Here is a 20957-nt window from a genome sequence, read left to right on the forward strand (position 1 = left end):
CGCCCTGACTGCGGCCGTCTGGCACAACGCCCAGACTGGCCGCCCCGTCATGCGCTCGCTGATCGCCTTCGATCACTGACCTTGGACTCATTCATCTAGTGCCGCGTCAGGCAACCTTTGCCCTCCCCCAGCCTCCGGCCGGGAGGTGCCCCCAGGGAGCGGCGTCCGGTGCGTGCTCTCGGCGTGCCGGCCGGAAGTCCTCGTACTGGACGTACTTGCCTCCCAGGAGCAACCCCGCTCAGGGCCTGGCGAGTTCGAGCACAGCGATCCCGGCGAGCACGGTGGCGGCCGCGGTCATCCGCAGCCGCCCCAGCCGCTCGCGGAAGACCACGGTGGCGATCAGCGCGGCGATCACGATGCTCGTCTCGCGCAGCGCCGCGATCGAGGCCAGGTTCCCCCGGGACTGCGCCCACACCACCAGGCCGTAGGCCGTCAGCGAGAGCACCCCGCCCAGGACGCCCACCGGTATCAGCGGGCCGACGCCGGCCAGCAGACCCGGGCCGCGCCGCATGCGCGCGATCAGCGCGACCACCGGGCCCTGGAGCACGAACAGCCAGGCCACGTAACCGCCGGCCGTCCCCGCCTGCCGCACGCCGGTGCCGTCCAGCACCGTGTACCCGGCGATCATCACGCCGGTGCCCAGGGCGGCTCCCAGGGCGGGCAGCTGCGCCCGCCCCGGTATGCCCTTCGCGAGGGCCAGCCCGATCAGTCCGCAGCAGATCACCAGCACGCCCAGCAGCTCGCCGACGCCCAGGTGCTGGCCCAGCACGGCCACCGACAGCACCGCCACCAGCAGCGGCGCCGAGCCGCGCGCGATCGGGTACATCTGCCCGAAGTCGCCCAGCTCGTAGGCCCGCAGCAGCAGCACCGTCGACGTCACCTGGACGACCACCGAGGCCAGCAGGTACGGCCAGGCTCCGGCCTCGGGCAGCGGGTTGAGCGCCGCCAGGACGACGCCGACGGCGGTGTACGTCAGGTTGATCAGCGCGAAGCCGACCATCTTGTCCGGGATGCGGTGCGCCAGGCCGTTCCAGACCGCGTGCAGCACCGCCGCCGTGAGGACGGCCAGCGGCACGACGGCACCGGCACCCACTCCGGGCATGACAGGACTCCCCTCGAACGGGCCCGCCGGAATTCCGGCGGGCCTGGAACCGAATTCCACGCTACCCTAGATCCATGGAAGAGCGTTCCGAATTTTTCACGCCGCTGGAATCCGGGCTCGCCGCGCAGATCCGGGCCCGGCTCGGCGAGCTGCGCGGCAGCGAGGCGCGCGTCGCCCAGGTGGTGCTCGACCGCGGCGCCGACCTGGTGCACCTGAGCGTCAGCGACGTCGCGGAGCTGGCCGGGACGGCCTCCTCCTCCGTCGTCCGGGCCTGTCAGCGGCTCGGCTTCCGCGGCTACCAGGAGCTGAAGATCGCCGCCGCCCGGGCCGCCCCGGCCACCGCGCCCGCCCCGGACGAGTCCGGGGACCCGGCCTCCCGGGCGCTCGCCGAGACGCTGCGCACCTCCCGGGCCGCGCTGGACGGCCTGACCGCGACCCTCACCCCCGACGACCTGCGGGCCGCCGCCGAGCTGCTGGACGGCGCCTCCCAGGTGGTGCTGGTCGGCATGGGGCTGTCCGGCGCGGTGGTGCTCGACCTCGCCTACCGGCTGCGCGCCCTCGGCCTGCCGGTGGACGCCCCCGGCGACCAGTTCACCGCCCAGCTCGCCGCCTCGGGCCTGCCGCCCACCGGCGTCTGCCTCGCGGTCAGCCACACCGGCGCCACCCGGGCGGTCGTCGACGCCGCCCGCCGGGCCCGGGAGGCCGGCGCCGCCGTCCTCGCCCTGTCCAGCTACGCCCGCTCCCCGCTGACCGAGACCGCCACCCACACCCTGGTCGCCGGCGGCCAGGACCTGGTCTTCGGCCTGGAGACCACCGCCAGCCGTCTCGCCCACCTGGCCGTCGTCGACGCCCTCGCCCAGACCCTGCTCACCCTGCGCGGCCCGAAGGCGGAGCGGGCCCTGCGCCTCTCGGAGGAGATCTGCGCGGACCACGCGTACTAGCGGGCGTGCCAACGGGCGTACTAACGGGGGTCCCGGTGCCCGCCCTCGACCCGTGTGCCGCGCACGACCACCATCGTGAGGCCGACCGCCACCAGCAGCTCCGCCCAGAAGAAGGCCCCGTAGTCCAGCAGCGAGCCGATGGGCGGGCTGCCGGGGGCGGCGTTGCGCAGGCCGACGAGGGCGAACAGGGTGGCGGCCATCCAGCCGAGGGCGGGCCAGAGCAGGCCCCGGCGCTGGCGCACGATCAGCCAGGCTGCGCCCAGGACGGACAGGGCGAGCGCCCACATCGCCGCGATCATGAACCAGGCGAGGATGAAGGTGCTGCGCGAGCGGGTGATCCGTTCGGTGACAGCCACCGTCCCCTCGCCCAGTTCGGTGGGCCCGGGGCTGCGTTTGAAGGCGAAGAACGGGTCGGCCTCCTCGAGCTCGATCACCACCGGGACGTCCCGGCCGCCCGCCGTGGCCTGGAAGCCGATGGCCGCGCGGTAGTGGTCGAAGGGGTAGTCGCTCACCCGCCCGTCGAACAGGTCGAAGGAGACGGTGCCGGCCGCGATCTGCTGCCCGGCGGGGTACCTGAGGGTCCGCTGCTCCAGGGAGGTCGTCCCCAGCTCCACGTCCTGGGCCGGCACCAGCAGGTTCTCCTCCCGGGCGAGCGATCCCTCGGGCTGGACGAGCACCTTGGTGACGAGCGTCTGCGCGGCCGCGTCCACCCGCTGGAGCACGACGTGCACGGTGACCCGGTCCGGGCCGGGAGCCGTGCCCACCGTCTGGGCGTGGCCCCGGCTGGAGCGCTCGTCCAGGTAGAGCAGCAGCCCCGCGACGACGAGCAGCGCGATCGTCGCCACCACCGCGTAGGCGCGCCACGGCCGGACCCTCGGGTGCGGGGGCGGGGCGGCGGCCGCGCGCGCCCGGGCGTGGATGCGGACGCGGGGCCGGGGGCGCGGGGACCGTACGGCCCGTGCGGCCCGGCGGTGCGACGGCGAGCTCATCGGACGGCTCCCCACCCTGGGCGGTGGCGGCCACGCTGCCGCCCGTCCGACCACCGTCGGGTCGGCGCGGGCCCGCCCGCAACCGCTGGGGCCCGATCGAGGGGAAAGCCACTGGTCGGAGGCGCTGTGTAGGCTCCCCGTCATGGCAAGGGTGACTCGGGACGATGTGGCACGGCTGGCGGGGACGTCGACCGCGGTCGTCAGCTACGTGATCAACGACGGGCCGCGCCCGGTGGCGGCGGCGACCCGGGAGCGGGTGCTCGCGGCCGTGGCGGAGCTCGGTTACCGGCCCAACCGGGTCGCCCAGGCCATGGCCCGCCGGCGCACCGACCTGCTCGGGATGATCGTTCCGGACGCCCGTCAGCCGTTCTTCGCCGGGCTCGCCCACGCCGTGGAGCAGGCCGCCACCGAGCACGGCCGGCTGCTGCTGATCGGCAACTCCGACTACGCGGACGAGCGCGAGGCCCACTACATCCGCGCCTTCCTGGGCATGCAGGTGGACGGACTGATCCTGGTCACCCAGGACCCGGCCACCCCGGGCCTGAGCGGCTTCGACGCGGTGGACGGCACCCCGGTCGTCCTGCTGCACCACCGCGCGGAGAGCCCGGGCGGCGTCGCCGTGGTCGCGGACGACGAGGGCGGCGCCCGCGACGTCGTGCGCCACCTGCTCGGCCACGGGCACACCGAGGTGCACTGCTTCGGCGGCACCTTCTCGCTGAGCCCGCACGACCCGGTGACCTGCCGGACGGCCGGATGGGCCGCCGCGATGGCCGAGGCCGGGCTGGAGACCGAGGGGCGGCTGACCCGGGCGCCGTTCGACCGCGTCCGGGCGCACACCGAGGCGCTGGCGCTGCTGGCCAGCCCCGACCGGCCGTCCGCCGTGTTCTGCGCGACGGACGACCAGGCGATCGGCCTGCTGCGGGCCGCCGACGACCTGGGCATCCGGGTGCCGGAGGACCTGGCGGTGGCGGGCTTCGACGACATCGCCGAGGCGGTGATCGCCGGCCCGTCGCTGACGACCGTCACCGCCGCCCAGGACGAGATGGCCCGGGCGGCGGTGGAGCTGGTGCTGGGCGGGGCCGAGCTCCGGGCGGCCGGCGCCCGGACGTTCCCGGCCAGGGTGGTGCCGCGGCGCTCCTGCGGCTGCCCGGCACCGGACCGGGCAGCCGCAGGAGGCTAGTGCCGCGTCAGTTGAGCTGGAAGGTGGCCTCGACCGGGTAGTGGTCGCTGGGCGCGTTGGTGTCGAGCTGCCCCTGCGTCCAGCCGGTCTGCGGGTCGAAGTCGATGGCCACGGTGGACATCGAGGCGGGCACCGGGCGGCCGGGGGCGTTGAGGTAGCCGACGTAGTCGAGGTCGTCCCGGTAGTCCTTCGGGAAGGTCTCGACGCCCGCCATGTACTGGCACCAGGAGGAGACCTGGCAGTCCATGGTGGTGCGGTTCTGCGCGGGGTCGGTGGCGGGGGTGCCGAGGACGCCGTTGACGGCGTTCTGGGCGTTGGCGTAGTCGCCGCGGCTCTGGCCGTGGAAGTACTCGACGTTGAGGTCCCCGCCGATCAGCACGGGCGCGCTGCTGCCGACGATGCCGTCCACCCAGGCGCGGATCTCGGCGAGCTGGCCGAGCCGGGTGGACTGGGTGGTGTCGGTGGAGGTGCCGTCCTCGTCGGCCTGCAGGTGGGTGCCGACGACCCAGGCGGTGCTGCCGTTCTTGGTCACCTTGACCAGCGCCGCGCCCTTGTTGGAGTGGTAGTCCCAGGTGCCGTACGTGGAGTTGGAGAACACGTGCGCGTACTGGGCGCTGATCGGGTACTTCGAGAGGATCATCGTGCCGCCGTTGATGACGAACCACGAGTTGGAGCAGTTGCCGCTGACGCCCGTCCAGCCGCCGCCGGAGCAGCTCTGGCCGACGACCGGGGTGCGGTACGGGTAGAGGTCGGCGAGCTTGGCGTTGATGTCGGCGGTCGAGGTGTTGTTGAAGTTCTCGTCCAGGATGACGACGTCGGCGTTGTGCTGACGGACGATCTGCTCGACCACCGGGGTGCGGCGGGCGGCCTGCTCGTTCTGGGTGCTGTCGACGACGGCGGTGCCGAGGTCGACGTTGAAGGCGAACACGGACAGCGTGGTGGAGCTCGCGGAGGCGGTGCCGGCGGTGGCCGTCGGGGCGGTGGTGCCGAGCAGCAGTGCGGCGGCAGCCGTGGCGAGGGCGGTGGCCGTGCGACGCGAGAGCATGGGCGTTCTCCTGGGGAGGGATTCCGTCAATCCGGAGTGGTCCGACGCCCGTCGGCCGGGCGCCGGGGATCGGCGGAGGAACGCTAGCTACTGATCGGTACATCGGGAAGAACGCCAGTTGAGCAGTTCAGATCACTCCCGTGGCATCGAGGTGTCTGTACAGCTCAGGTCGGGTGACTGACAAGGTGTCTGTACAGCATCGCGGTCACGGCTACGGGCGGGCGGGGCTCCGTCAGCCGTCGATCAGTTCGTCCGCGAGCAGATCCATCAGCAGGTTGTCGTGCCACGTCCCGTCCGAGCCGCGCTCGTACTGGCGCATGGTGCCGACCGGGCGGAAGCCGACCTTGGTGTAGCAGCGGATGGCAGCCGCGTTGTCGGCGGCCGGGTCGATGATCAGCCGGTGGTAGTGGCGGTCGCGCACCAGGTGGCGGGCCATGGTGCGCACCGCGTCGGTGCCCAGGCCCACGCCGTGCACGGAGGGGTCGAGGTAGAGGTCCATCCCGGCGTGGCGGTACTCGTCGTCGTTGTTGGCGTACCACTGCACGGCGCCGATCACCTTGCCGCCCACGTCCACGGCGAAGGTCTCCGTCTCCGGGTCCTCCAGCTCCGTGGCGACCTCGTCGGCCAGGTCCTCACCGCCGCGCCAGCGGGCGAACACCTCGGGCGTGGCGCGGATGGCCGCGAGGGCCGGGATGTCCTCCGGGGTGGCCGGGCGGAGCGTGACGAGGGTGCCGTGCAGAATCGTCCCCATATGGGGCATGTTGGCACGGAAACCGGCCTCCGGCCAGCGGTTTTACAAGAACGGGGGCTTGTCGCGGGAGCGGGGTACCGCGTTGCTCGCACACCTGACCGACCTGGATGATTCTCCCTCGTGACTCATCTGATTTCCCTGATTGTGATCATCTCGATCATCACGCTGATCAACAGATCGCGCCGCGCCAAGACCACCGTCACCCACGGGAACCTGGCCCGGGTCGACGTCGACTTCGACGCGGCCGCCTACGGGCTCGCCCCGCGCGAGCGGCTCGACTCCCGCCGGTCCGGGCCGCCGGCCGCGCCCCACGTGCGCAAGGAGCAGCAGGCGGTGGCCGACGCCGCCTGGGCCGGCGACTGGCGGGCCGCCGCCGCGTACGTGCAGGCCGCCGGCACGGACTGGGACGAACGCTGGTTCCGGCTGGAGCTGCTGGACTCCATCGCCGACGAGGACGAGAGCTGGGTGAAAGCCTGGCGCGCCGGCGACCCTGGCGACTGCGACGCGGCCGCCCTGGAGGCCAGCCGGATGGTGTCCAAGGCGTGGGAGATCCGGGGCAGCAAGTACGCGAACGAGGTGCCCGAGGAGGACATGAACACCTTCCGGGCGATGCTGCCCGCCGCCATCGAGGCGGCCAAGCGGGCCTCGCTGCTCGACCCGGCCAACCCCGCGCCCTGGGTGGTCATGCTCACCGCCGCGCGCGGCGCGCAGTACCAGCCCGAGCAGTTCGAGGAGCTCTGGAAGGGCCTGGTCGAGCGGGCACCGCACCACTACGCGGGGCACACGCAGGGGCTGCAGTACTGGTGCGCCAAGTGGTTCGGCACCGACAAGAAGATGACGGCCTTCGCCGAGCAGGCCCTGGACACCGCCCCGGCGGGCAGCCCGCTGGCGGGCATCTACCTGTACGGGCTCTCGGAGCTGGAGGAGCGCGGCACCCTCGGCTCGATGACCTCCGACGACCGGCGCAAGCGCCTGATGCAGGTCGCGGCCTCGCTGGCGCAGGTGCGCCCGGACGACCACCGGCTGGCAGGGCTGCGGCACCTGCTCGCGGCCTACGCCGGGCAGGCCGGGCTGTACCAGCTCGCGCTGGAGCAGTTCCGGGCGATCGGGCCGTGGTGCGGCGCCCGTGCGTGGAGCAAGGGCGGCGACGACCCGGTGGTGATCTTCGAGATCGCCCGCGCCGAGGCCGTGCGCCGCTCGGGCGCCGCGCCGCTGCCGCCGGAGCTGCGGCCCAAGGCGGCGCTGTAGACCCTGCGGGGGCGGGGGCGGGTACCGGTGCGGTGCCCGCCCCCGGTGTTCACCGGGTCTCGGTCTACGGCGCCTCGTCCAGGCGCAGCCGGGCGCTGACCGCGCCGAGGCCCTCGGCGAGGACGGCCAGCTGCTCGCGGGTGAGTACGTCGATCAGCAGCTCGCGCACCAGGGCGACGTGGCCGGGGGCGGCCTGGCGCAGCATCTCGCGGCCCTGGTCGGTGAGTTCGGCGATGACGCCGCGCACGTCGCTGGGGCAGGAGCGGCGGGCGACCAGGCCCGCGCGCTCCAGCTGGGTCACCTGGTAGGTGAGGCCGCTCTTGGAGGTGACCAGCTTGTCGGCGAGTTCGGTCATCCGCAGGGCGTCGCCGGGGGCGGCGGAGAGGTGCACCAGGATCTCGTACTGCTGGTGGGAGAGCCCCGAGTCCTCCTTCAGCTGACGCTCCAGGCGGCGGTTGAGGAGGTTGCTCGCGACGACGAAGCCCCGCCAGGCGGCCATCTCGTCCTGGTCGAGCCAGCGGGGTTCGTTCGGTGAGGACATGGGGCGAAGTCTACTCCTGTTGTTCAAATTCGAACGAAGGTGTACCGTCGCTCCCAAGAGGTTCAAATTTGAACTACACTCGGACGAGAAGGAGGACGCCATGACCGCCGCGGCCCCCGAGCGCATGCCCACCCTGTACCTCTCGCACGGCGCGCCTCCGCTCGCCGACGACCCGATCTGGCCCGGCGAGCTCGCCGCCTGGTCCGCCGACCTGCCGCGACCCAAGGCCGTACTGATGGTCTCCGCCCACTGGGAGGAGGCCCCGCTGGCCCTCGGCGCCGTCGAGACCGTGCCGCTGGTGTACGACTTCTGGGGCTTCCCCGAGCACTACTACCGGGTCCGCTACGCCGCCCCCGGCGCGCCGGAGCTCGCCGAGCGCGTGCGCAAGCTGCTGCGCGCCCCCGGCACGCCCGTCCAGGACATCCCCGACCGCGGGCTGGACCACGGCGCGTACGTCCCGCTGGTCGAGATGTACCCGGAGGCCGACGTGCCGGTGCTCCAGGTCTCCCTGCCCACCCTCGACCCGCAGCGGCTCATGGAGATCGGGCGCAAGCTCGCCCCGCTGCGCGACGAGGGCGTGCTGATCGTCGGCAGCGGGTTCTTCACCCACAACCTGCGGGCGCTCAGCAGCGACGGCCGGGTCACCTCGGTGATGGCCGAGTTCGACGACTGGGGCCGGCGCGCCCTGGCCGCCCACGACCTGGACGCGCTGCTCGACTTCGAGCACAAGGCCCCGGCCGGGCGCCTCGCCCACCCGCGTACCGAGCACTTCGCGCCGCTGTTCGTCACCCTGGGCGCCGGGGAGACCGACCTCGACAGCCAGCGCAGCGTCATCGACGGGTTCTGGATGGGGCTGGCCAAGCGCTCGATCCAGCTGGGCTGAGCGCGCGAGCAGCACTCACAGGTCGATCATCGGACGAACTTCCTGTCACGGCGGGGGCGTTCGCCCTATCGTGTTGACGGTCCACCGACACGAACTGGAGTGACCGTGCGCAACGGCGACGCCGTACGAACCGCCCTGGACGCCTCCCTGCGGGTGCTCACCCCGCACGCCGGGGACCGCGACTGGAGCCGCAGCGCCGGACCGCTGCACTGGAGCTGCCGTGAGACCGCCGCCCACATCGCCCACGACCTGCTCGCCTACGCCGGACAGCTCGCCACCCGCCCCCGGGACCGCTACCTGCCGTTCGACCTCACCGTCCACCCCGAGGCGTCCCCCGCCGAGGTGCTCACCGTGGTCGCCGCCGCCGGACAGCTCCTCGCCACCGTCCTCGACGCCGCGTCGCCCGAGCTGCGCGCCTACCACCACGGGCCCTGCGAACCGCACGGCTTCTCGGCGATGGGCGTCGCCGAGACCCTGCTGCACACCCACGACATCACCCGCGGGCTCGACCTGCCCTGGCTGCCGCCCGCCGACCTGAGCACCCTGGTGCTCGACCGGCTCTTCCCCGACGCCCCGCAGATGGGCGCCGCCCACCCGGCGGAGGTCCTGCTCTGGTGCACCGGGCGCGGGGAACTCGAAGGCCGCCCGCGCAGGTCCTCGTGGAACTGGCGGGCAGCCATGGGCGAGTGGCCGGACTAGCCGGGGTCCACTCGTCGCCGGGGGTCTACTCGTCGCCCGTGGCGAGGCGCTCGGCCGGGCTGCGCTCGACGCAGAACTCGCCGCCCTCCGGGTCGGCCAGGGTGACCCAGCCCCTGCCGTCCGGGCGGCGGTGGTCGGCCAGGACGGTGGCGCCCAGGGCGACCAGGCGCTCGACCTCCTCGTCCCGGGTGCGGTCCTGGGGCTGGATGTCGAGGTGGACCCGGTTCTTCGCCGTCTTGGGGTCGGGCACCCGGATGAAGAGCAGCGAGGCACCGGCCGACTCCACCACCGCCATCGGCTCGTCCTCCTCGTCGTCCGTCTCGAGGGTGCCGTCCAGCGCCTTCGCCCAGAAGCCCGCCAGGGCGAACGGGTCCGCGCTGTCGATCGTCACATGCCGTACCAGAGATGCCATGCACCTACTCTGGGCTGCGCACTTCGGGCACGTCCAGCCATTTCCGGGCGTGCCGGTGGCCGTCCACCGGGTACTCCGGCGGGAGGGCGGAGAGCACCTCCTCGAAGACGTAGCCGCTCTTCTGCGCCACCCGGCAGGAGGCGGGGTTGTCCACCTGGTGCAGCAGGTCGATCCGCCGCAGGCCGGAGGGGGCGAAGGTCTCGAACGCCCAGGCCGTGACGGCCTGCACCCCGCGCGGGGCGACACCCCGGCCGCGCGCCGGGGCCGCCGTCCAGTAGCCGACCTCGGCCACGTCCGCCGGCCCCGCCGCTCCCCCGCGCTTGAGCGCCACATTGCCCAGCAGCTCTCCCCCGTCGGCGTCGAGGACGGCGAAGGAGTACCGGGTGCCCGCCGCCCAGCCCTCGTGCTGCACGGCCAGCCAGCGCTCGGCCGACCCGGCGTCCTCCACCGGCAGGCGGGTGAAGCGGCGCAGCGTCTCGTCCCGGTACGCCTCGATCAGGGCGGGCGTGTCGGCGTCCCCGAAGGGCCGCAGCAGCAGCCCCTCGGCGAGGAGGGCCTCCGGTACGCGTACCGTCACTTGAGCCCCTCCCAGCCCCAGCGCGGCGTCGGCCCGGGCTCCCCCAGGTCCGTGCCGGCCGAGGAGGCGGAGACGTCCTCCGCGATCTTCGTGCCCCAGTCGAAGTACTCCAGCACCCGCTTGCGCAGCACCTCGTCCTCGGGCAGCTCGCGGCCGACGGCCTCGGCCATCAGCTCCATCCAGCGCAGCCGCTGCTCCTCGGTGATGTTCAGCCCGAGGTGGGCGCTCAGCAGCGCCTGGTGGCCGCCGAGTTCGCCGGTGAAGTCGGCCGGGCCGTCGAACACCTCGGCCAGCCAGACGGCGACGTGCCTGACGTGGGTGGCGGTGAAGTCCTTGAAGACCGGCGCCAGCAGCGGGTCGGCGAGGACGCCCCGGTAGAACGTCTCGCTGAGCCGCTCCAGGGCGTCGAGGCCCCCGACGGCCTCGAAGAGGGTGGCGGGCCGGTGGTCGTCGCTCATCTGAGTCTCTCCCCGTGCATCGGTGAGCGGTCGTTGCGACCTTCCTAACAGGTGAGCGGCGCCGATGAATCCCGCCCGGCCCCCTGTTCGCCCCCGGCTCAGCAACCGGAACCCGAGCCTCCCTCGCGGGAGCGGCCCTGCGGGCGCGACACCCCCGATCGGGGGTGTGCGCGGGGGGCTGGACGGGGAACAGTGGGCGCATGCAGATTCCACTCTCCGTGATGGACTTCCTCGATCGGGCCGAGCTGGTCCACGGCGATCGGGTCGGCGTCGTCGACGAGCCGGTGCAGCCGGCCGAATCCTGGGGCGAGCTCACGTATCGACGGGTCGCCGAGCTGGCGCGGGCGCAGGCCGCGGGGCTCGAGCGGCTGGGGGTCGGGCCGGGCGAGCGGGTGGCGGTGGTGTCGCACAACTCGGCGCGGCTGCTCACCTCGTTCTTCGGGGTGAGCGGGTACGGGCGGGTGCTGGTGCCGGTGAACTTCCGGCTCAGGGCCGAGGAGGTGTCGTACATCGTCGAGCAGAGCGGGGCGTCCGTGCTGCTCGTCGACCCCGAGCTCGCGGACTCGCTGGACGGGGTGGTGGCCAAGCACAAGTTCGTGATCGGCGCCGACAGCGACGCGGTGCTCTACGACTTCGACGGCACCCCGCGCCGGTACGCGATCGACGAGAACGCCACCGCCACCATCAACTACACCAGCGGCACCACCGCCCGGCCCAAGGGCGTGCGGCTCACCCATCGCAACGTGTGGCTGAACGCCACCACGATGGGCCTGCACTACGGCGTCAGCGACCGGGACGTGTACCTGCACACCCTGCCGATGTTCCACGCCAACGGCTGGGGGCTGCCGTACGTCCTCACCGGAATGGGCGCGCGGAACATCGTGCTGCGCAAGGTCGACGGCGCGGAGATCCTGCGCCGGATCGAGCGGCACGGGGTGACGTTCCTGTCCGGTGCGCCCGCCGTCGTGCAGATGGTGCTCGACGCCGCCGCCGACTGGGACGGGCCCGTACCCGGCCGGGACAAGGTGCGGATGATCGTCGCCGGGGCGCCGCCGCCCACCTCCGTCGTGCGACAGGTCGAGGAGCAACTCGGCTGGGAGTTCATGCAGTTGTACGGCCTGACGGAGACCGCCCCGATCGTCACCGTGAACCGCTCGCGCGCCGAGTGGGACGCCCTTCCCGCCGAGGACCGGGCCGCGAAGCTCGTCAAGGCCGGGGCCCCGGCGCTCGGCGTCCAGGTGCGGATCGACACCACCGGCGAGGTGCTGGTGCGCTCCAACACCGTGCTGGACGGCTACTGGGAGCAGCCCGAGGCCAGCGCCGAGGCGCTGCGGGGCGACTGGTTCCACACCGGGGACGGCGGCACGCTCGAGGAGGGGCTGCTGACCATCTCCGACCGGAAGAAGGACGTCATCATCAGCGGCGGGGAGAACGTCTCCTCGATCGAGGTCGAGGACTGCTTGTACGCCCACCCCGCCGTCGCCGAGGCCGCCGTGATCGGGGTGCCGGACGAGAGGTGGGGCGAGACGGTGAAGGCGCTCGTCGTGCTCCGGGAGGGCCGCGGGGACGTCACCGAGGCCGATCTGATCGCGCACTGCAAGGGGCGCCTGGCGGGCTACAAGTCGCCGACCTCGGTGGAGTTCCGGGAGGCGCTGCCGCGTACGGCCACCGGCAAGCTGCAGAAGTTCGTGCTGCGGGAGGCGTACTGGGCCGGGCGGGACAGGCAGGTCAACTGAGAAGCTCGGCTCGACCGGGAAGCTCGGCTCAACCGGGAAACCCTGCTCGACCTGGAAACCCTGCTCGACCGAGCGGCTCCGCTCAGCCGAGAAGGCCGGACTCCCGGGCGGCGAGGGCGAGTTCGGTGCGGTTGCGCACGCCGAGCTTGTGCATGGCGGACTTGAGGTAGCCCGTCACGGTGTTGCAGGTCAGGCCCAGGTGGGCGGCGATCTCCGGGTTCGTCCGGCCGGTCGCCGCCCAGCGCAGCACCTCCAGCTCGCGCGGGGTGAGGGAGGTCGGGACCTTGCGGCGGGGTCTGCTCCACCGGGCGGCCCCCTCCAGTGCGCGGGTCGCCGTCCGGGCGAGGGAGCCGACCGCGCCGATCCGCACGTCGCCGAAGGGCACGACGGCGCGCAGGGAGGCGTACAGCACGCCGTGCACCGTACCGGCGGTGTCCAGCAGCGGGACGGTGAGCATGGCGTACAGGCCCTCTGCGCTGACGGCGGCGTCGTGGTGGTGGGAGATGGTCGTGGCGGCGCGGTAGTCCGGCACCCAGCTGGGCTCGCGCGCGGCCAGGGCCCGGCCGCCCAGGCCCGTACCGGCCGGGACGGGCCGGTCGTGCAGCAGGTCGGCGCGGGTTCCGGACCAGTGGCGCAGCACCATGCCGCCGCAGGGCAGTTCGTCGGGCACACCGACGAGGCCGACGTCCACCCCGCACTCGGCGACCACCCGGCGCGCCAGGTCCCCGAGCACGGCGGCCCGCACCAGCGCGGCGGCCGCCGCGTCCACCTCGGGATCGGGGGCGGGGTCGGGGGTGGCGGAGGTCCGGGGGCGGGCCCTAGTCATCGCGGAATTGTCACACGTGGTACGGGCGCTGGCGAGAACCTCGGCGGGGGCGTTTCCGGCGGTCCCGCGCACCGCACACGACCCATGCCGGGGGGCCGGGAGAGGTGCGTGCGCGGCCGGTTCGGGTGGGATGGCGGGCGTGGGACAGGGCGCGGGGTAGGGCGTGGCTACCGGCGGGTAGGCACGGGGTGTGTTGAGGCTCCGCCACGACTTCGGGCGGACTGACGACGGAGGAGGAGGAACGGTGATGGCGGCAGCGGACGTGGTGGCCGGGTTGCTGGCGGACCTGGCGGCCGAGAGCGCGGTGGTGGACGGGCTGGTCGCGGGGCTCGTGGCCGAGGAGTGGGCGCGGGCCACGCCCGCGGAGGGGTGGACGGTGGCGCACCAGATCGCCCACCTCGCCTGGACCGACGACTGGACGGCGCTGGCCGTGCGCGACCCGGACGGGTTCCGGGAGGCCCTGGGCGGCGAGGGCCGGTTCGCGGAGCTCGCGGCGGCCGGGGTCGACCCGGTGGAGGCGGGCGCGCAGGAGGGCGCCGCCACGGCCCCGGCGCAGTTGCTGGAGCGGTGGCGCACCGGGCGGGCCGAGGTCGCGGCCGCCCTGGCGGCGGCGCCGGCGGACACCAGGCTGCCCTGGTTCGGCCCGCCGATGAAGCCCGCCTCGATGGCGACGGCCCGGCTGATGGAGACCTGGGCGCACGGGCAGGACATCGCGGACGCGCTCGGCGTCGTCCGGGAGCCCACCGACCGGCTGCGCCACATCGCCCACCTGGGCCTGCGCACCCTCGGCTTCGCCTTCGCCCTGCACGGCCTGCCCGCGCCGGAGCAGCCCGTACGGCTCGAACTGACCGGCCCGGACGGCGCGTTGTGGACGCTCGGCCCGGCGGAGGCCGTGAACGTGGTGGCCGGACCGGCCCTGGACCTCTGCCTGCTCGTCACCCAGCGCCGCCACCGCGACGACCTCGCGCTGACCGCCACCGGCCCGGTCGCCACCGCCTGGCTGCCCATCGCCCAGGTCTTCGCGGGCGCGCCGGGCAAGGGGCGTGCGCTGCAGGGGCGGGCTGGGTAGGGCGCTCCTCCGTACAGGGCCGCCCGTACAGGGCCGACTTCTCCGAGGGCAGAACGGCGCACCCTTCCCCTGGCGCCGTGGGTGCCTAGTCTGGAGGGGTGAGCACTGATGCGCCGAAGGAAGCCCGTGTCATCCCGCTGCGCCCGCAGGCCGCGCCGCAGGCGGGTCGACAGTCTGGTCCGCAGCCGGTTCCGCAGTCGCCCGTGCGGAGGGAGCCGCTCTGGCGCAACCTCGTCGGCGATGTGCTGCGGCGCGAACGGCTGGCCCAGGAACGGACGTTGAAGGACGTCGCCGACGCGGCCCGGATCTCGATGCCGTACCTGTCGGAGCTGGAGCGCGGCCGCAAGGAAGCCTCCTCCGAGGTGCTCGCGGCCGCGGCCCAGGCCCTCGGGCTGGGCCTGGGCGACCTGCTCTCGCTCGCCCAGCAGGAGTTGACCCGCTACACCCACGCCCCCGTCCGGGCGCGCGGCCGGGTGTCGGGCCGGGGCGTGGGCGACGCGCTCTGCCTGGTGGCGTGAGCCCGTACGGGCCCGGGTTCGGTCTACGGGCCTGGGCTCAGGCCCGGGTTCAGGCCCCCGGGCTCAGGCCCCTCCGTCTCAGACCCCCCGGGCTCAGGCCCCGGAGAAGGCGAGCCGCCGGGTGAGCACCTCGTCGGCGAGGCCGTAGGCGACGGCCTCCTCGGCGGTGAGCACCTTGTCCCGGTCCATGTCCGCGCGCAGGGTGGCCGGGTCGTGGCCGGTGTGCCGGGCGAGGACCTCCTCCACCTGGGAGCGGATGCGCACCATCTCCTTGGCGGCGAGGCTGAGGTCGGAGACCGTCCCGCGCCGGCCGCCGCTGGCGGGCTGGCCGAGGAGCACCCGGGCGTGCTGGAGCACGAACCTGCGCCCCTGGTCCCCTCCGGCGAGCAGCACGGCCGCCGTGGAGGCCGCCTGGCCGACGCAGAAGGTGGAGATGGGGCACTGCACGAAGGTGAGCGTGTCGTAGATCGCCATCAGCGAAGTGAACGATCCGCCGGGCGAGTTGAGGTAGATCGCGATCTCGCGCTCGGGGTTCGCGGCCTCCAGGTGGAGGAGCTGGGCGATGACCACGTTGGCGACGCCGTCGTCGATCTCGGTGCCGAGGAAGATGATCCGCTCGTTGAGCAGCCGACTGAACACGTCGTAGGAGCGCTCGCCGTGCGCCGTGCGCTCGATGACGTAGGGAACCGTGTACGAGCCCATGTCACAGCCCCATTCGCGGGCGCGAGGAGGCCGGGCGGATGTCGGCGAGCGACTCGACCACCTTGTCCACGATCCCGTACTCGCGGGCCTGTTCGGCCGTGAACCAGCGGTCGCGGTCGCCGTCGCGGCGGATGGTCTCCTCGCTCTGGCCGGTGTGCTCGGCGGTGATCCGCTCGATGGCCCGCTTGGTGAACTCGAGGTTCTCCGCCTGGATCTCGATGTCCGAGGCGGTGCCGCCGATACCCGCCGAGGGCTGGTGCATCATGATCCGCGCGTTGGGCAGGGCGAACCGCTTGCCGGGGGCGCCCACGCTGAGCAGGAACTGGCCCATGCTGGCGGCGAATCCCATCGCCAGCGTGGAGACGTCGTTCGGGATCAGCCGCATGGTGTCGTAGATGGCCAGGCCCGAAGTGACGGACCCGCCGGGGCTGTTGATGTACAGGCTGATGTCGGTGCGCGGGTCCTCCGCGGAGAGCAGCAGCAGCTGGGCGCAGACCCGGTTGGCGGAGACATCGTCGACCTGGGTGCCGAGCAGGACGATCCGCTGGGCGAGCAGGTTCGCGGAGAGGTGGTCGTCGAAGCGGCTGGGCGGGGTGTCGCCCTCCTCCGCCCGGGGCGCGAGGGTGGTGGCCATCTGGTCCTCCTGATCGAAGAGTTGGGCCTTCCTCTCCACTGTCGGCGCCGGACGGCCGGTCCGGGAGTCTTCTCTGCCTGCGGCGAATCTGCGGTGGGCAGAGCCGTTCGGAGCCCGCAGAGCCGTTCAGGGTCCGAAGAGCCGTTCAGAGCCCCAGGCGCAGCGGGGTGAGCCGGGTGGCGATCAGGTTGGTGGCGCCCCGGTCGCGTTCGACGTGGCCGTGGACGAGCAGGCCCGCGCGGTCGAGGGCGGTGCGGCGCTGGGACTCCCAGACCGGGCGGTTGCAGATGACGTTGATCAGGCCCGTCTCGTCCTCCAGGCTGAGGAAGAGCACCCCGCCGGCCGTGGGCGGCCGCTGCCGGTGGGTGACGAGGCCGCCGACGACCACGGCCGTTCCCGGTGGCACGTCGGGGAGTTGGGCGGCGGAGAGGGCGCCCCCGTGCTCCAGGCGGGCGCGCAGGTGCTGGAGGGGGTGGCTGGTGGCGGAGGTGCCGGTGGCCCACAGGTCGGCGATGGTCTCCTCGACGGGGCTCATGCCGGGCAGGTCGGGGGCCTCGGTGCCGGGGGTGGTGCCGGGCAGCAGGTCGGCGGAGGTTCCGGCGAACACGCCTGCGGACCACAGGGCCTGACGTCGCGTCAGTCCGAAGCAGTCGAAGGCCCCGGCGGTGGCGAGCGCCTCCAGGACGGGGGCGGGCAGGGCCGTGCGGCGGGCGAAGTCCTCCAGGTCGGCGTAGGGGCGGCCGGCGGCGATCGCCTCGGCCTGCGGGGTGCCGATGCCGCGGACGGTCTCCAGGCCGAGCCGGATGGCGGGTTGGGGCCGCCCGGCGGTGAGCGGCGGGGTGGGGACGGGGCCCCGGTACGGCTCCAGGGTGGGGCGCGGGCCGCTGGCGTTGACGTCCACCCCGCGCACCCGTACGCCGTGGCGCCGTACGTCCGCGACCAGGCTGAGCGGGGAGTAGAAGCCCATCGGCTGGTTGGCGAGCAGGGCGCAGGTGAAGGCCGCCGGGTAGTGGTACTTGAGCCAGGCGCTGATGTACACCAGGTGGGCGAAGCTGATCGCGTGGCTCTCGGGGAAGCCGTAGTTGGAGAAGGCTTCGATCTTGCCGTAGACGTCCTCGGCGACCTCGGCCGGGATGCCGCGTTCGGCCATGCCGGACAGCAGCCGCTCGCGCAGCCGGGCGACGCGTTCGTGGGAGCGCTTGGCGCCCATGGCCTGGCGCAGCCGGTCGGCCTCGGCGGGGGTGAACCCGGCGCAGTCGATGGCGAGTTGCATCATCTGCTCCTGGAACAGCGGCACGCCGAGGGTCTTGCCGAGGGCGTTCTCCATCAGCGGGTGCGGGCAGCCCGCGGGTTCGACGCCGGCGCGGCGGCGCAGGTAGGGGTGGACGGAGCCGCCCTGGATGGGGCCGGGGCGGATGAGGGCGACCTCGACGACCAGGTCGTAGAAGTGGTCGGGCTTGAGCCGGGGCAGGGTGGCCATCTGGGCGCGGGACTCGACCTGGAACACGCCCACGGTGTCGGCGCGGCGCAGCATCGTGTACACCCCGGCGTCGTCGGCCGGGATGGTGGCCAGGTCGTAGCGCGGGCCGTGGTGCTCGGCGATCAGGTCGCAGGCGTCGTGGAGGGCGGCGAGCATGCCGAGGCCGAGCAGGTCGATCTTCACCAGTCCGGCGCCGGCGGTGGACTCCTTGTCCCACTGGAGGACGGATCGCCCCGGCATCCGGGCCCACTCGGTGGGGCAGATCTCACCGATCGGCTCCCTGGTGAGCACCATGCCGCCTGAGTGGATGCCCAGGTGGCGTGGCAGGCCGTGCAGTTGGGCGGCGAGGGAGAGGACGTCGGCGGGGATGACGGCGTCCGCGCCGGGGGCGGAGCGGAAGTCGGTCTGGCGGCTGAAGGCGTCGACCTGGCCCTGCGGGTAGCCGAGCACCCGGGCCGCGTCGCGGATGGCCAGCCGGGGGCGGTAGGTGATCACGTTGGCGACCTGGGCGGCGTGGTCGCGGCCGTAGCGGCGGTAGACGTACTGGATGACCTCCTCGCGGCGGCGGTTCTCGATGTCCAGGTCGATGTCGGGCGGCCCGTCCCGGGCGGTGGAGAGGAAGCGTTCGAAGAGCAGCTTGTAGTGGATCGGGTCGACGGCGGTGATGCCGAGGGCGTAGCAGACCGCCGAGTTGGCGGCGGAGCCCCGGCCCTGGCACCAGATGTCCTCGCGGCGGCAGAAGTCGACGATGTCGTGGACGATCAGGAAGTAGCCGGCCAGGTCGAGGTCCTCGATGACGTCGAGTTCCTTGGCGAGCTGGCGGCGGGCGGCGGCGTTGCCGGGGCCGAAGCGGGAGGGGCCGCCGGCCGCGACCAGGGCGCGCAGGTGGCTGATCTCGCTCTCGCCCTCGGGGACGGGGTAGCCGGGCAGTTCCGGGTCGAGCCGGGCGAAGTCGAAGGCGCAGGCGCGGCCGAGCTCGGCGGTGGCGTGCTGGACGCCGGGGAAGCGGGCCAGCCGGGCGGCCATCTCGCGGCCGGAGCGCAGGTGCGCGGTGCCGGCGGCCCTGGTCCAGCCGGCCGCGTCCTGGAGGGTGCGGCGGTCGTGCAGGGCGGCGAGGCTCTGGGCGAGGCGGCCCTGGGCGGGGGCGGCGTGGTGGGCGTTGGTGGAGGCGACGACGGGGAGCCGGTGGCGGGCGGCGAGGGCGGCGAGGGTGTCGTTGCGGCGGTCGTCGCCGGGCATCCACTGGTCGATCAGCTCGACGTGGACGTTCTCGCGGCCGAACGCCTCGGCGAGGGCGTGGAGGCGGCGCCCCGCCTCGTCCTCGTCGGGCAGCGCGGCCGGGACGCGGCCGAGGCGGCAGCCGGTGAGCACCGCCCAGTGGCCGCCGTGGGCCCCGGCGAGCGCCTCGACGTCGTAGGCGGGGCGGCCCTTGACGCCGCCGGCCAGGTGGGCGGAGGCGAGGGCGGCGGAGAGGCGGCGGTAGCCGGACGGGTCGCGGGCGAGGACCAGCAGGTGTTCGGTGTCCGTTTCGCTGTGGCGGATCGTCAGCTCGGCGCCGAAGGCGGTGGCCACGCCCGTCCCCTTGGCGGCCTCGGCGAGGCGGACGGCCCCGTAGAGGCCGTCGTGGTCGGTGATCGCCAGGGTCTCCACGCCGAGGCGGGCCGCCTCGGCGGCCAGGGACTCCGGGTCGCTGGCGCCGTCGAGGAAGCTGAAGGCGGAGTGGACGTGCAGTTCGGCCCAGGGCTGCGTGCCGCTGTTTCCGGTGCTCTCGGGCGGCTCCGGAGTGGGGCGGCGGCGCAGCGGGACGACCACCGGGCGCTCCGGCGGGGCGCCGGTCAGGCGGCGGTGCAGTTCGCTCCAGGGGAGGGTGGGGTGGCTGGTGAAGCCCATCGCGGGGGTGCCTTCGTCGTGCTGGTGCTGGTGCCGGTGCTGTTCCCCCCTCGGATCTTCCGGGCTAGTCGTAGTCGGCCTCCAGGTGCCACGCACCTCCCTCCACGGTGAGCAGCAGGGCCCGGCCGCCGTCCAGGACGACCTGGAAGCGGGCCCGACGGCGGGCGGCCGACTGGTCCCACCAGCGCTCGACGGCCGGCCAGGGGCCGGTCCAGCCCGTCACCCGCTCCTCCCGGCCCCCGACCACGACCCGGGCGGGCTTGGCCGACACCCCCGCCCGGCCGTCCACGGTGACCGGCTGCCCGCTCCCGTCCAGCACCCGTACGGGCGCGGGGCTGCGCAGCACCACGGGCGGCCAGAGGTCCGGCAGCCGTCCGGGCCAGGGCGCGTCGGCCGCGGCGGCGGGCTCGTACGGCTCGCCCCACGGCACCCGGACCGCCTGCTCCTCCGGGCCGCGGCCGCCGGCCTGCTCGATCCGGCGCAGCCCGGCGTGCCCGAGCACCGCCTGCACCCGGGCGACGGCGCGCTCCACCCGGTCGTCGGCCACGGCCTGGCCCCACAGGGCGAGTTGGCGACCCTGGTCCGGGGAGAGGCCGTCGGGGGCGAGGCGCAGCAGGGTGAAGCCGTTCGGGCCTGGTCCGGTGCTCGTGAAGGTGCCCGCGCCCTGCCATGCCTGGAGCTGCCAGCGGACCCGTTCGGCCAGCGCCGTCGCCGACAGCCGCCCCTCGTGCCGCCACAGCCGGGAGGCTGTCCGCCCGTCCGCGCAGGCGACCTCGACGGCCACCCGGCGGCAGGTGAGCCCGGCGCCGGCGAGGCGCTGGTGCAGCTGCTCGGCGAGCGTGCGGGCGACGAACACCAGCGGCTCGGCCAGGGCTTCGGGCGGGTCGAAGCGCTGCTCGACGGCGAGGTCGGGCTCCTCCTCGCGCGGCACCAGCGGGCGGGGTTGGAGGCCCCGGGCCAGCCGGTGGGCGAGCGTGCCGGACGGGCCGAAGCGGTCCGCGACCGCCTTGGGCGGCAGCGCGGCGAAGGCGCCCACGGTGGACAGGCCCAGCCGGTCCAGCAGCTCGGCCGGGGCCTCCTCGCCCAGGGCGCTCACCGGGTAGGGGGCGAGGAACTCCGCCGTACGGCCGGGCGGCACCAGGACACCCGCACGGGCGGCCAGCACGGCGGCGAAGAGGCCGTCGGCGACGCCGACCTGGGAGCGGGGGGTGTCGGGGGGGCTGGGGGTGGCGGGGGTGCTCGGGGCTACAGGGGTGCTCGGGGCGGTGGGGGTGCT

General features: G+C 73.9%; 21 protein-coding genes. 8 read left to right on the plus strand and 13 right to left on the minus strand.

Translation table 11 applies throughout. The features are described from left to right. Positions 1 to 238: 238 nt before the first annotated feature. Complete coding sequence (locus IH61_RS0136910) at positions 239 to 1102, minus strand: DMT family transporter (RefSeq protein WP_031078192.1); 864 nt, start codon at positions 1100 to 1102, stop codon at positions 239 to 241. Positions 1103 to 1176: 74 nt separating this feature from the next. Here IH61_RS0136910 and IH61_RS0136915 point away from each other — a divergent pair, with 74 nt between their 5' ends. Then, complete coding sequence (locus IH61_RS0136915; RefSeq protein ID WP_031078194.1) at positions 1177 to 2043, plus strand: MurR/RpiR family transcriptional regulator; 867 nt, start codon at positions 1177 to 1179, stop codon at positions 2041 to 2043. Between the two features lie 20 nt (positions 2044 to 2063). Here the strand turns inward: IH61_RS0136915 and IH61_RS0136920 are convergent, their stop codons facing one another. After that, on the minus strand, positions 2064 to 3032 hold the full coding sequence (locus tag IH61_RS0136920) for a DUF4436 family protein (RefSeq protein WP_078911680.1): 969 nt from the start codon (positions 3030 to 3032) through the stop codon (positions 2064 to 2066). A 142-nt stretch (positions 3033 to 3174) separates the two neighbouring features. Here IH61_RS0136920 and IH61_RS0136925 point away from each other — a divergent pair, with 142 nt between their 5' ends. Next, complete coding sequence (locus IH61_RS0136925; RefSeq protein WP_031078198.1) at positions 3175 to 4212, plus strand: LacI family DNA-binding transcriptional regulator; 1038 nt, start codon at positions 3175 to 3177, stop codon at positions 4210 to 4212. 7 nt (positions 4213 to 4219) lie between these two features. Here IH61_RS0136925 and IH61_RS0136930 read toward each other — a convergent pair whose 3' ends face one another. After that, positions 4220 to 5257 (minus strand): sphingomyelin phosphodiesterase, encoded by a 1038-nt coding sequence (locus IH61_RS0136930; protein WP_031078200.1) that lies wholly within the window; start codon positions 5255 to 5257, stop codon positions 4220 to 4222. Between the two features lie 232 nt (positions 5258 to 5489). Further along, positions 5490 to 6008, minus strand: coding sequence for a GNAT family N-acetyltransferase (locus IH61_RS0136935; protein WP_031078202.1), 519 nt, complete (start codon positions 6006 to 6008; stop codon positions 5490 to 5492). A 120-nt stretch (positions 6009 to 6128) separates the two neighbouring features. Here IH61_RS0136935 and IH61_RS0136940 point away from each other — a divergent pair, with 120 nt between their 5' ends. Next, on the plus strand, positions 6129 to 7256 hold the full coding sequence (locus IH61_RS0136940; RefSeq protein ID WP_158845754.1) for a hypothetical protein: 1128 nt from the start codon (positions 6129 to 6131) through the stop codon (positions 7254 to 7256). A gap of 64 nt (positions 7257 to 7320) precedes the next feature. On the opposite strand, the gene IH61_RS0136945 is transcribed toward IH61_RS0136940, so the two are convergent. Beyond that, positions 7321 to 7797, minus strand: coding sequence for a MarR family winged helix-turn-helix transcriptional regulator (locus tag IH61_RS0136945; RefSeq protein WP_031078206.1), 477 nt, complete (start codon positions 7795 to 7797; stop codon positions 7321 to 7323). A 100-nt stretch (positions 7798 to 7897) separates the two neighbouring features. On the opposite strand from IH61_RS0136945, the gene IH61_RS0136950 reads away from it, so the two are divergent. Beyond that, positions 7898 to 8680, plus strand: coding sequence for a dioxygenase (locus IH61_RS0136950; protein ID WP_031078209.1), 783 nt, complete (start codon positions 7898 to 7900; stop codon positions 8678 to 8680). Between the two features lie 105 nt (positions 8681 to 8785). Next, positions 8786 to 9379, plus strand: coding sequence for a hypothetical protein (locus IH61_RS0136955; protein WP_031078211.1), 594 nt, complete (start codon positions 8786 to 8788; stop codon positions 9377 to 9379). Between the two features lie 25 nt (positions 9380 to 9404). Here IH61_RS0136955 and IH61_RS0136960 read toward each other — a convergent pair whose 3' ends face one another. Genes IH61_RS0136960 through IH61_RS0136970 form a run of 3 tightly spaced genes read right to left on the minus strand, consistent with a single transcriptional unit; the run spans position 9405 to position 10826 of the window. Further along, positions 9405 to 9791, minus strand: a complete 387-nt coding sequence (locus tag IH61_RS0136960; protein ID WP_031078212.1) for a VOC family protein — start codon at positions 9789 to 9791, stop codon at positions 9405 to 9407. Positions 9792 to 9795: 4 nt separating this feature from the next. Next, positions 9796 to 10368: a GNAT family N-acetyltransferase gene (locus tag IH61_RS0136965; protein WP_051838661.1), complete on the minus strand. Its 573-nt coding sequence runs from the start codon at positions 10366 to 10368 to the stop codon at positions 9796 to 9798. Beyond that, a complete protein-coding gene (locus IH61_RS0136970) occupies positions 10365 to 10826 on the minus strand; it encodes a group II truncated hemoglobin (RefSeq protein WP_031078216.1) in 462 nt (153 codons plus the stop codon). Before IH61_RS0136970 ends, IH61_RS0136965 begins: the two co-directional genes overlap by 4 nt. A gap of 200 nt (positions 10827 to 11026) precedes the next feature. Here IH61_RS0136970 and IH61_RS0136975 point away from each other — a divergent pair, with 200 nt between their 5' ends. Next, positions 11027 to 12562 (plus strand): AMP-binding protein, encoded by a 1536-nt coding sequence (locus IH61_RS0136975; RefSeq protein WP_031078218.1) that lies wholly within the window; start codon positions 11027 to 11029, stop codon positions 12560 to 12562. An 82-nt stretch (positions 12563 to 12644) separates the two neighbouring features. On the opposite strand, the gene IH61_RS43615 is transcribed toward IH61_RS0136975, so the two are convergent. After that, entirely contained in the window at positions 12645 to 13388 is a 744-nt protein-coding gene (locus tag IH61_RS43615; protein ID WP_078911682.1) for a helix-turn-helix transcriptional regulator, read from the minus strand. A gap of 247 nt (positions 13389 to 13635) precedes the next feature. On the opposite strand from IH61_RS43615, the gene IH61_RS0136985 reads away from it, so the two are divergent. Further along, on the plus strand, positions 13636 to 14457 hold the full coding sequence (locus tag IH61_RS0136985; protein ID WP_031078222.1) for a TIGR03084 family metal-binding protein: 822 nt from the start codon (positions 13636 to 13638) through the stop codon (positions 14455 to 14457). A gap of 98 nt (positions 14458 to 14555) precedes the next feature. Beyond that, positions 14556 to 14975 carry a helix-turn-helix domain-containing protein gene (locus tag IH61_RS0136990; protein WP_031078224.1) on the plus strand — a complete coding sequence of 140 codons (420 nt, stop codon included), beginning with the start codon at positions 14556 to 14558 and terminating at the stop codon, positions 14973 to 14975. Positions 14976 to 15068: 93 nt separating this feature from the next. Here IH61_RS0136990 and IH61_RS0136995 read toward each other — a convergent pair whose 3' ends face one another. The 4 genes from IH61_RS0136995 to IH61_RS0137010 all read right to left on the minus strand — a co-directional run. After that, the gene (locus IH61_RS0136995) at positions 15069 to 15677 is read right to left on the minus strand and encodes a ClpP family protease (RefSeq protein WP_031078226.1); all 609 of its coding nucleotides are present in this window, start codon (positions 15675 to 15677) and stop codon (positions 15069 to 15071) included. A 1-nt stretch (position 15678) separates the two neighbouring features. Then, entirely contained in the window at positions 15679 to 16311 is a 633-nt protein-coding gene (locus tag IH61_RS0137000) for an ATP-dependent Clp protease proteolytic subunit (RefSeq protein WP_031078229.1), read from the minus strand. Positions 16312 to 16456: 145 nt separating this feature from the next. Beyond that, positions 16457 to 19681: an error-prone DNA polymerase gene (locus IH61_RS0137005; RefSeq protein ID WP_031078231.1), complete on the minus strand. Its 3225-nt coding sequence runs from the start codon at positions 19679 to 19681 to the stop codon at positions 16457 to 16459. A 64-nt stretch (positions 19682 to 19745) separates the two neighbouring features. Next, the coding region (locus IH61_RS0137010) for a DNA polymerase Y family protein (protein ID WP_051838662.1) at positions 19746 to 20957 on the minus strand (1212 nt) is incomplete at its 5' end.

Origin of the sequence: Streptomyces sp. NRRL WC-3742 (genome assembly GCF_000720635.1) — a bacterium.
Lineage (GTDB): Bacteria > Actinomycetota > Actinomycetes > Streptomycetales > Streptomycetaceae > Kitasatospora.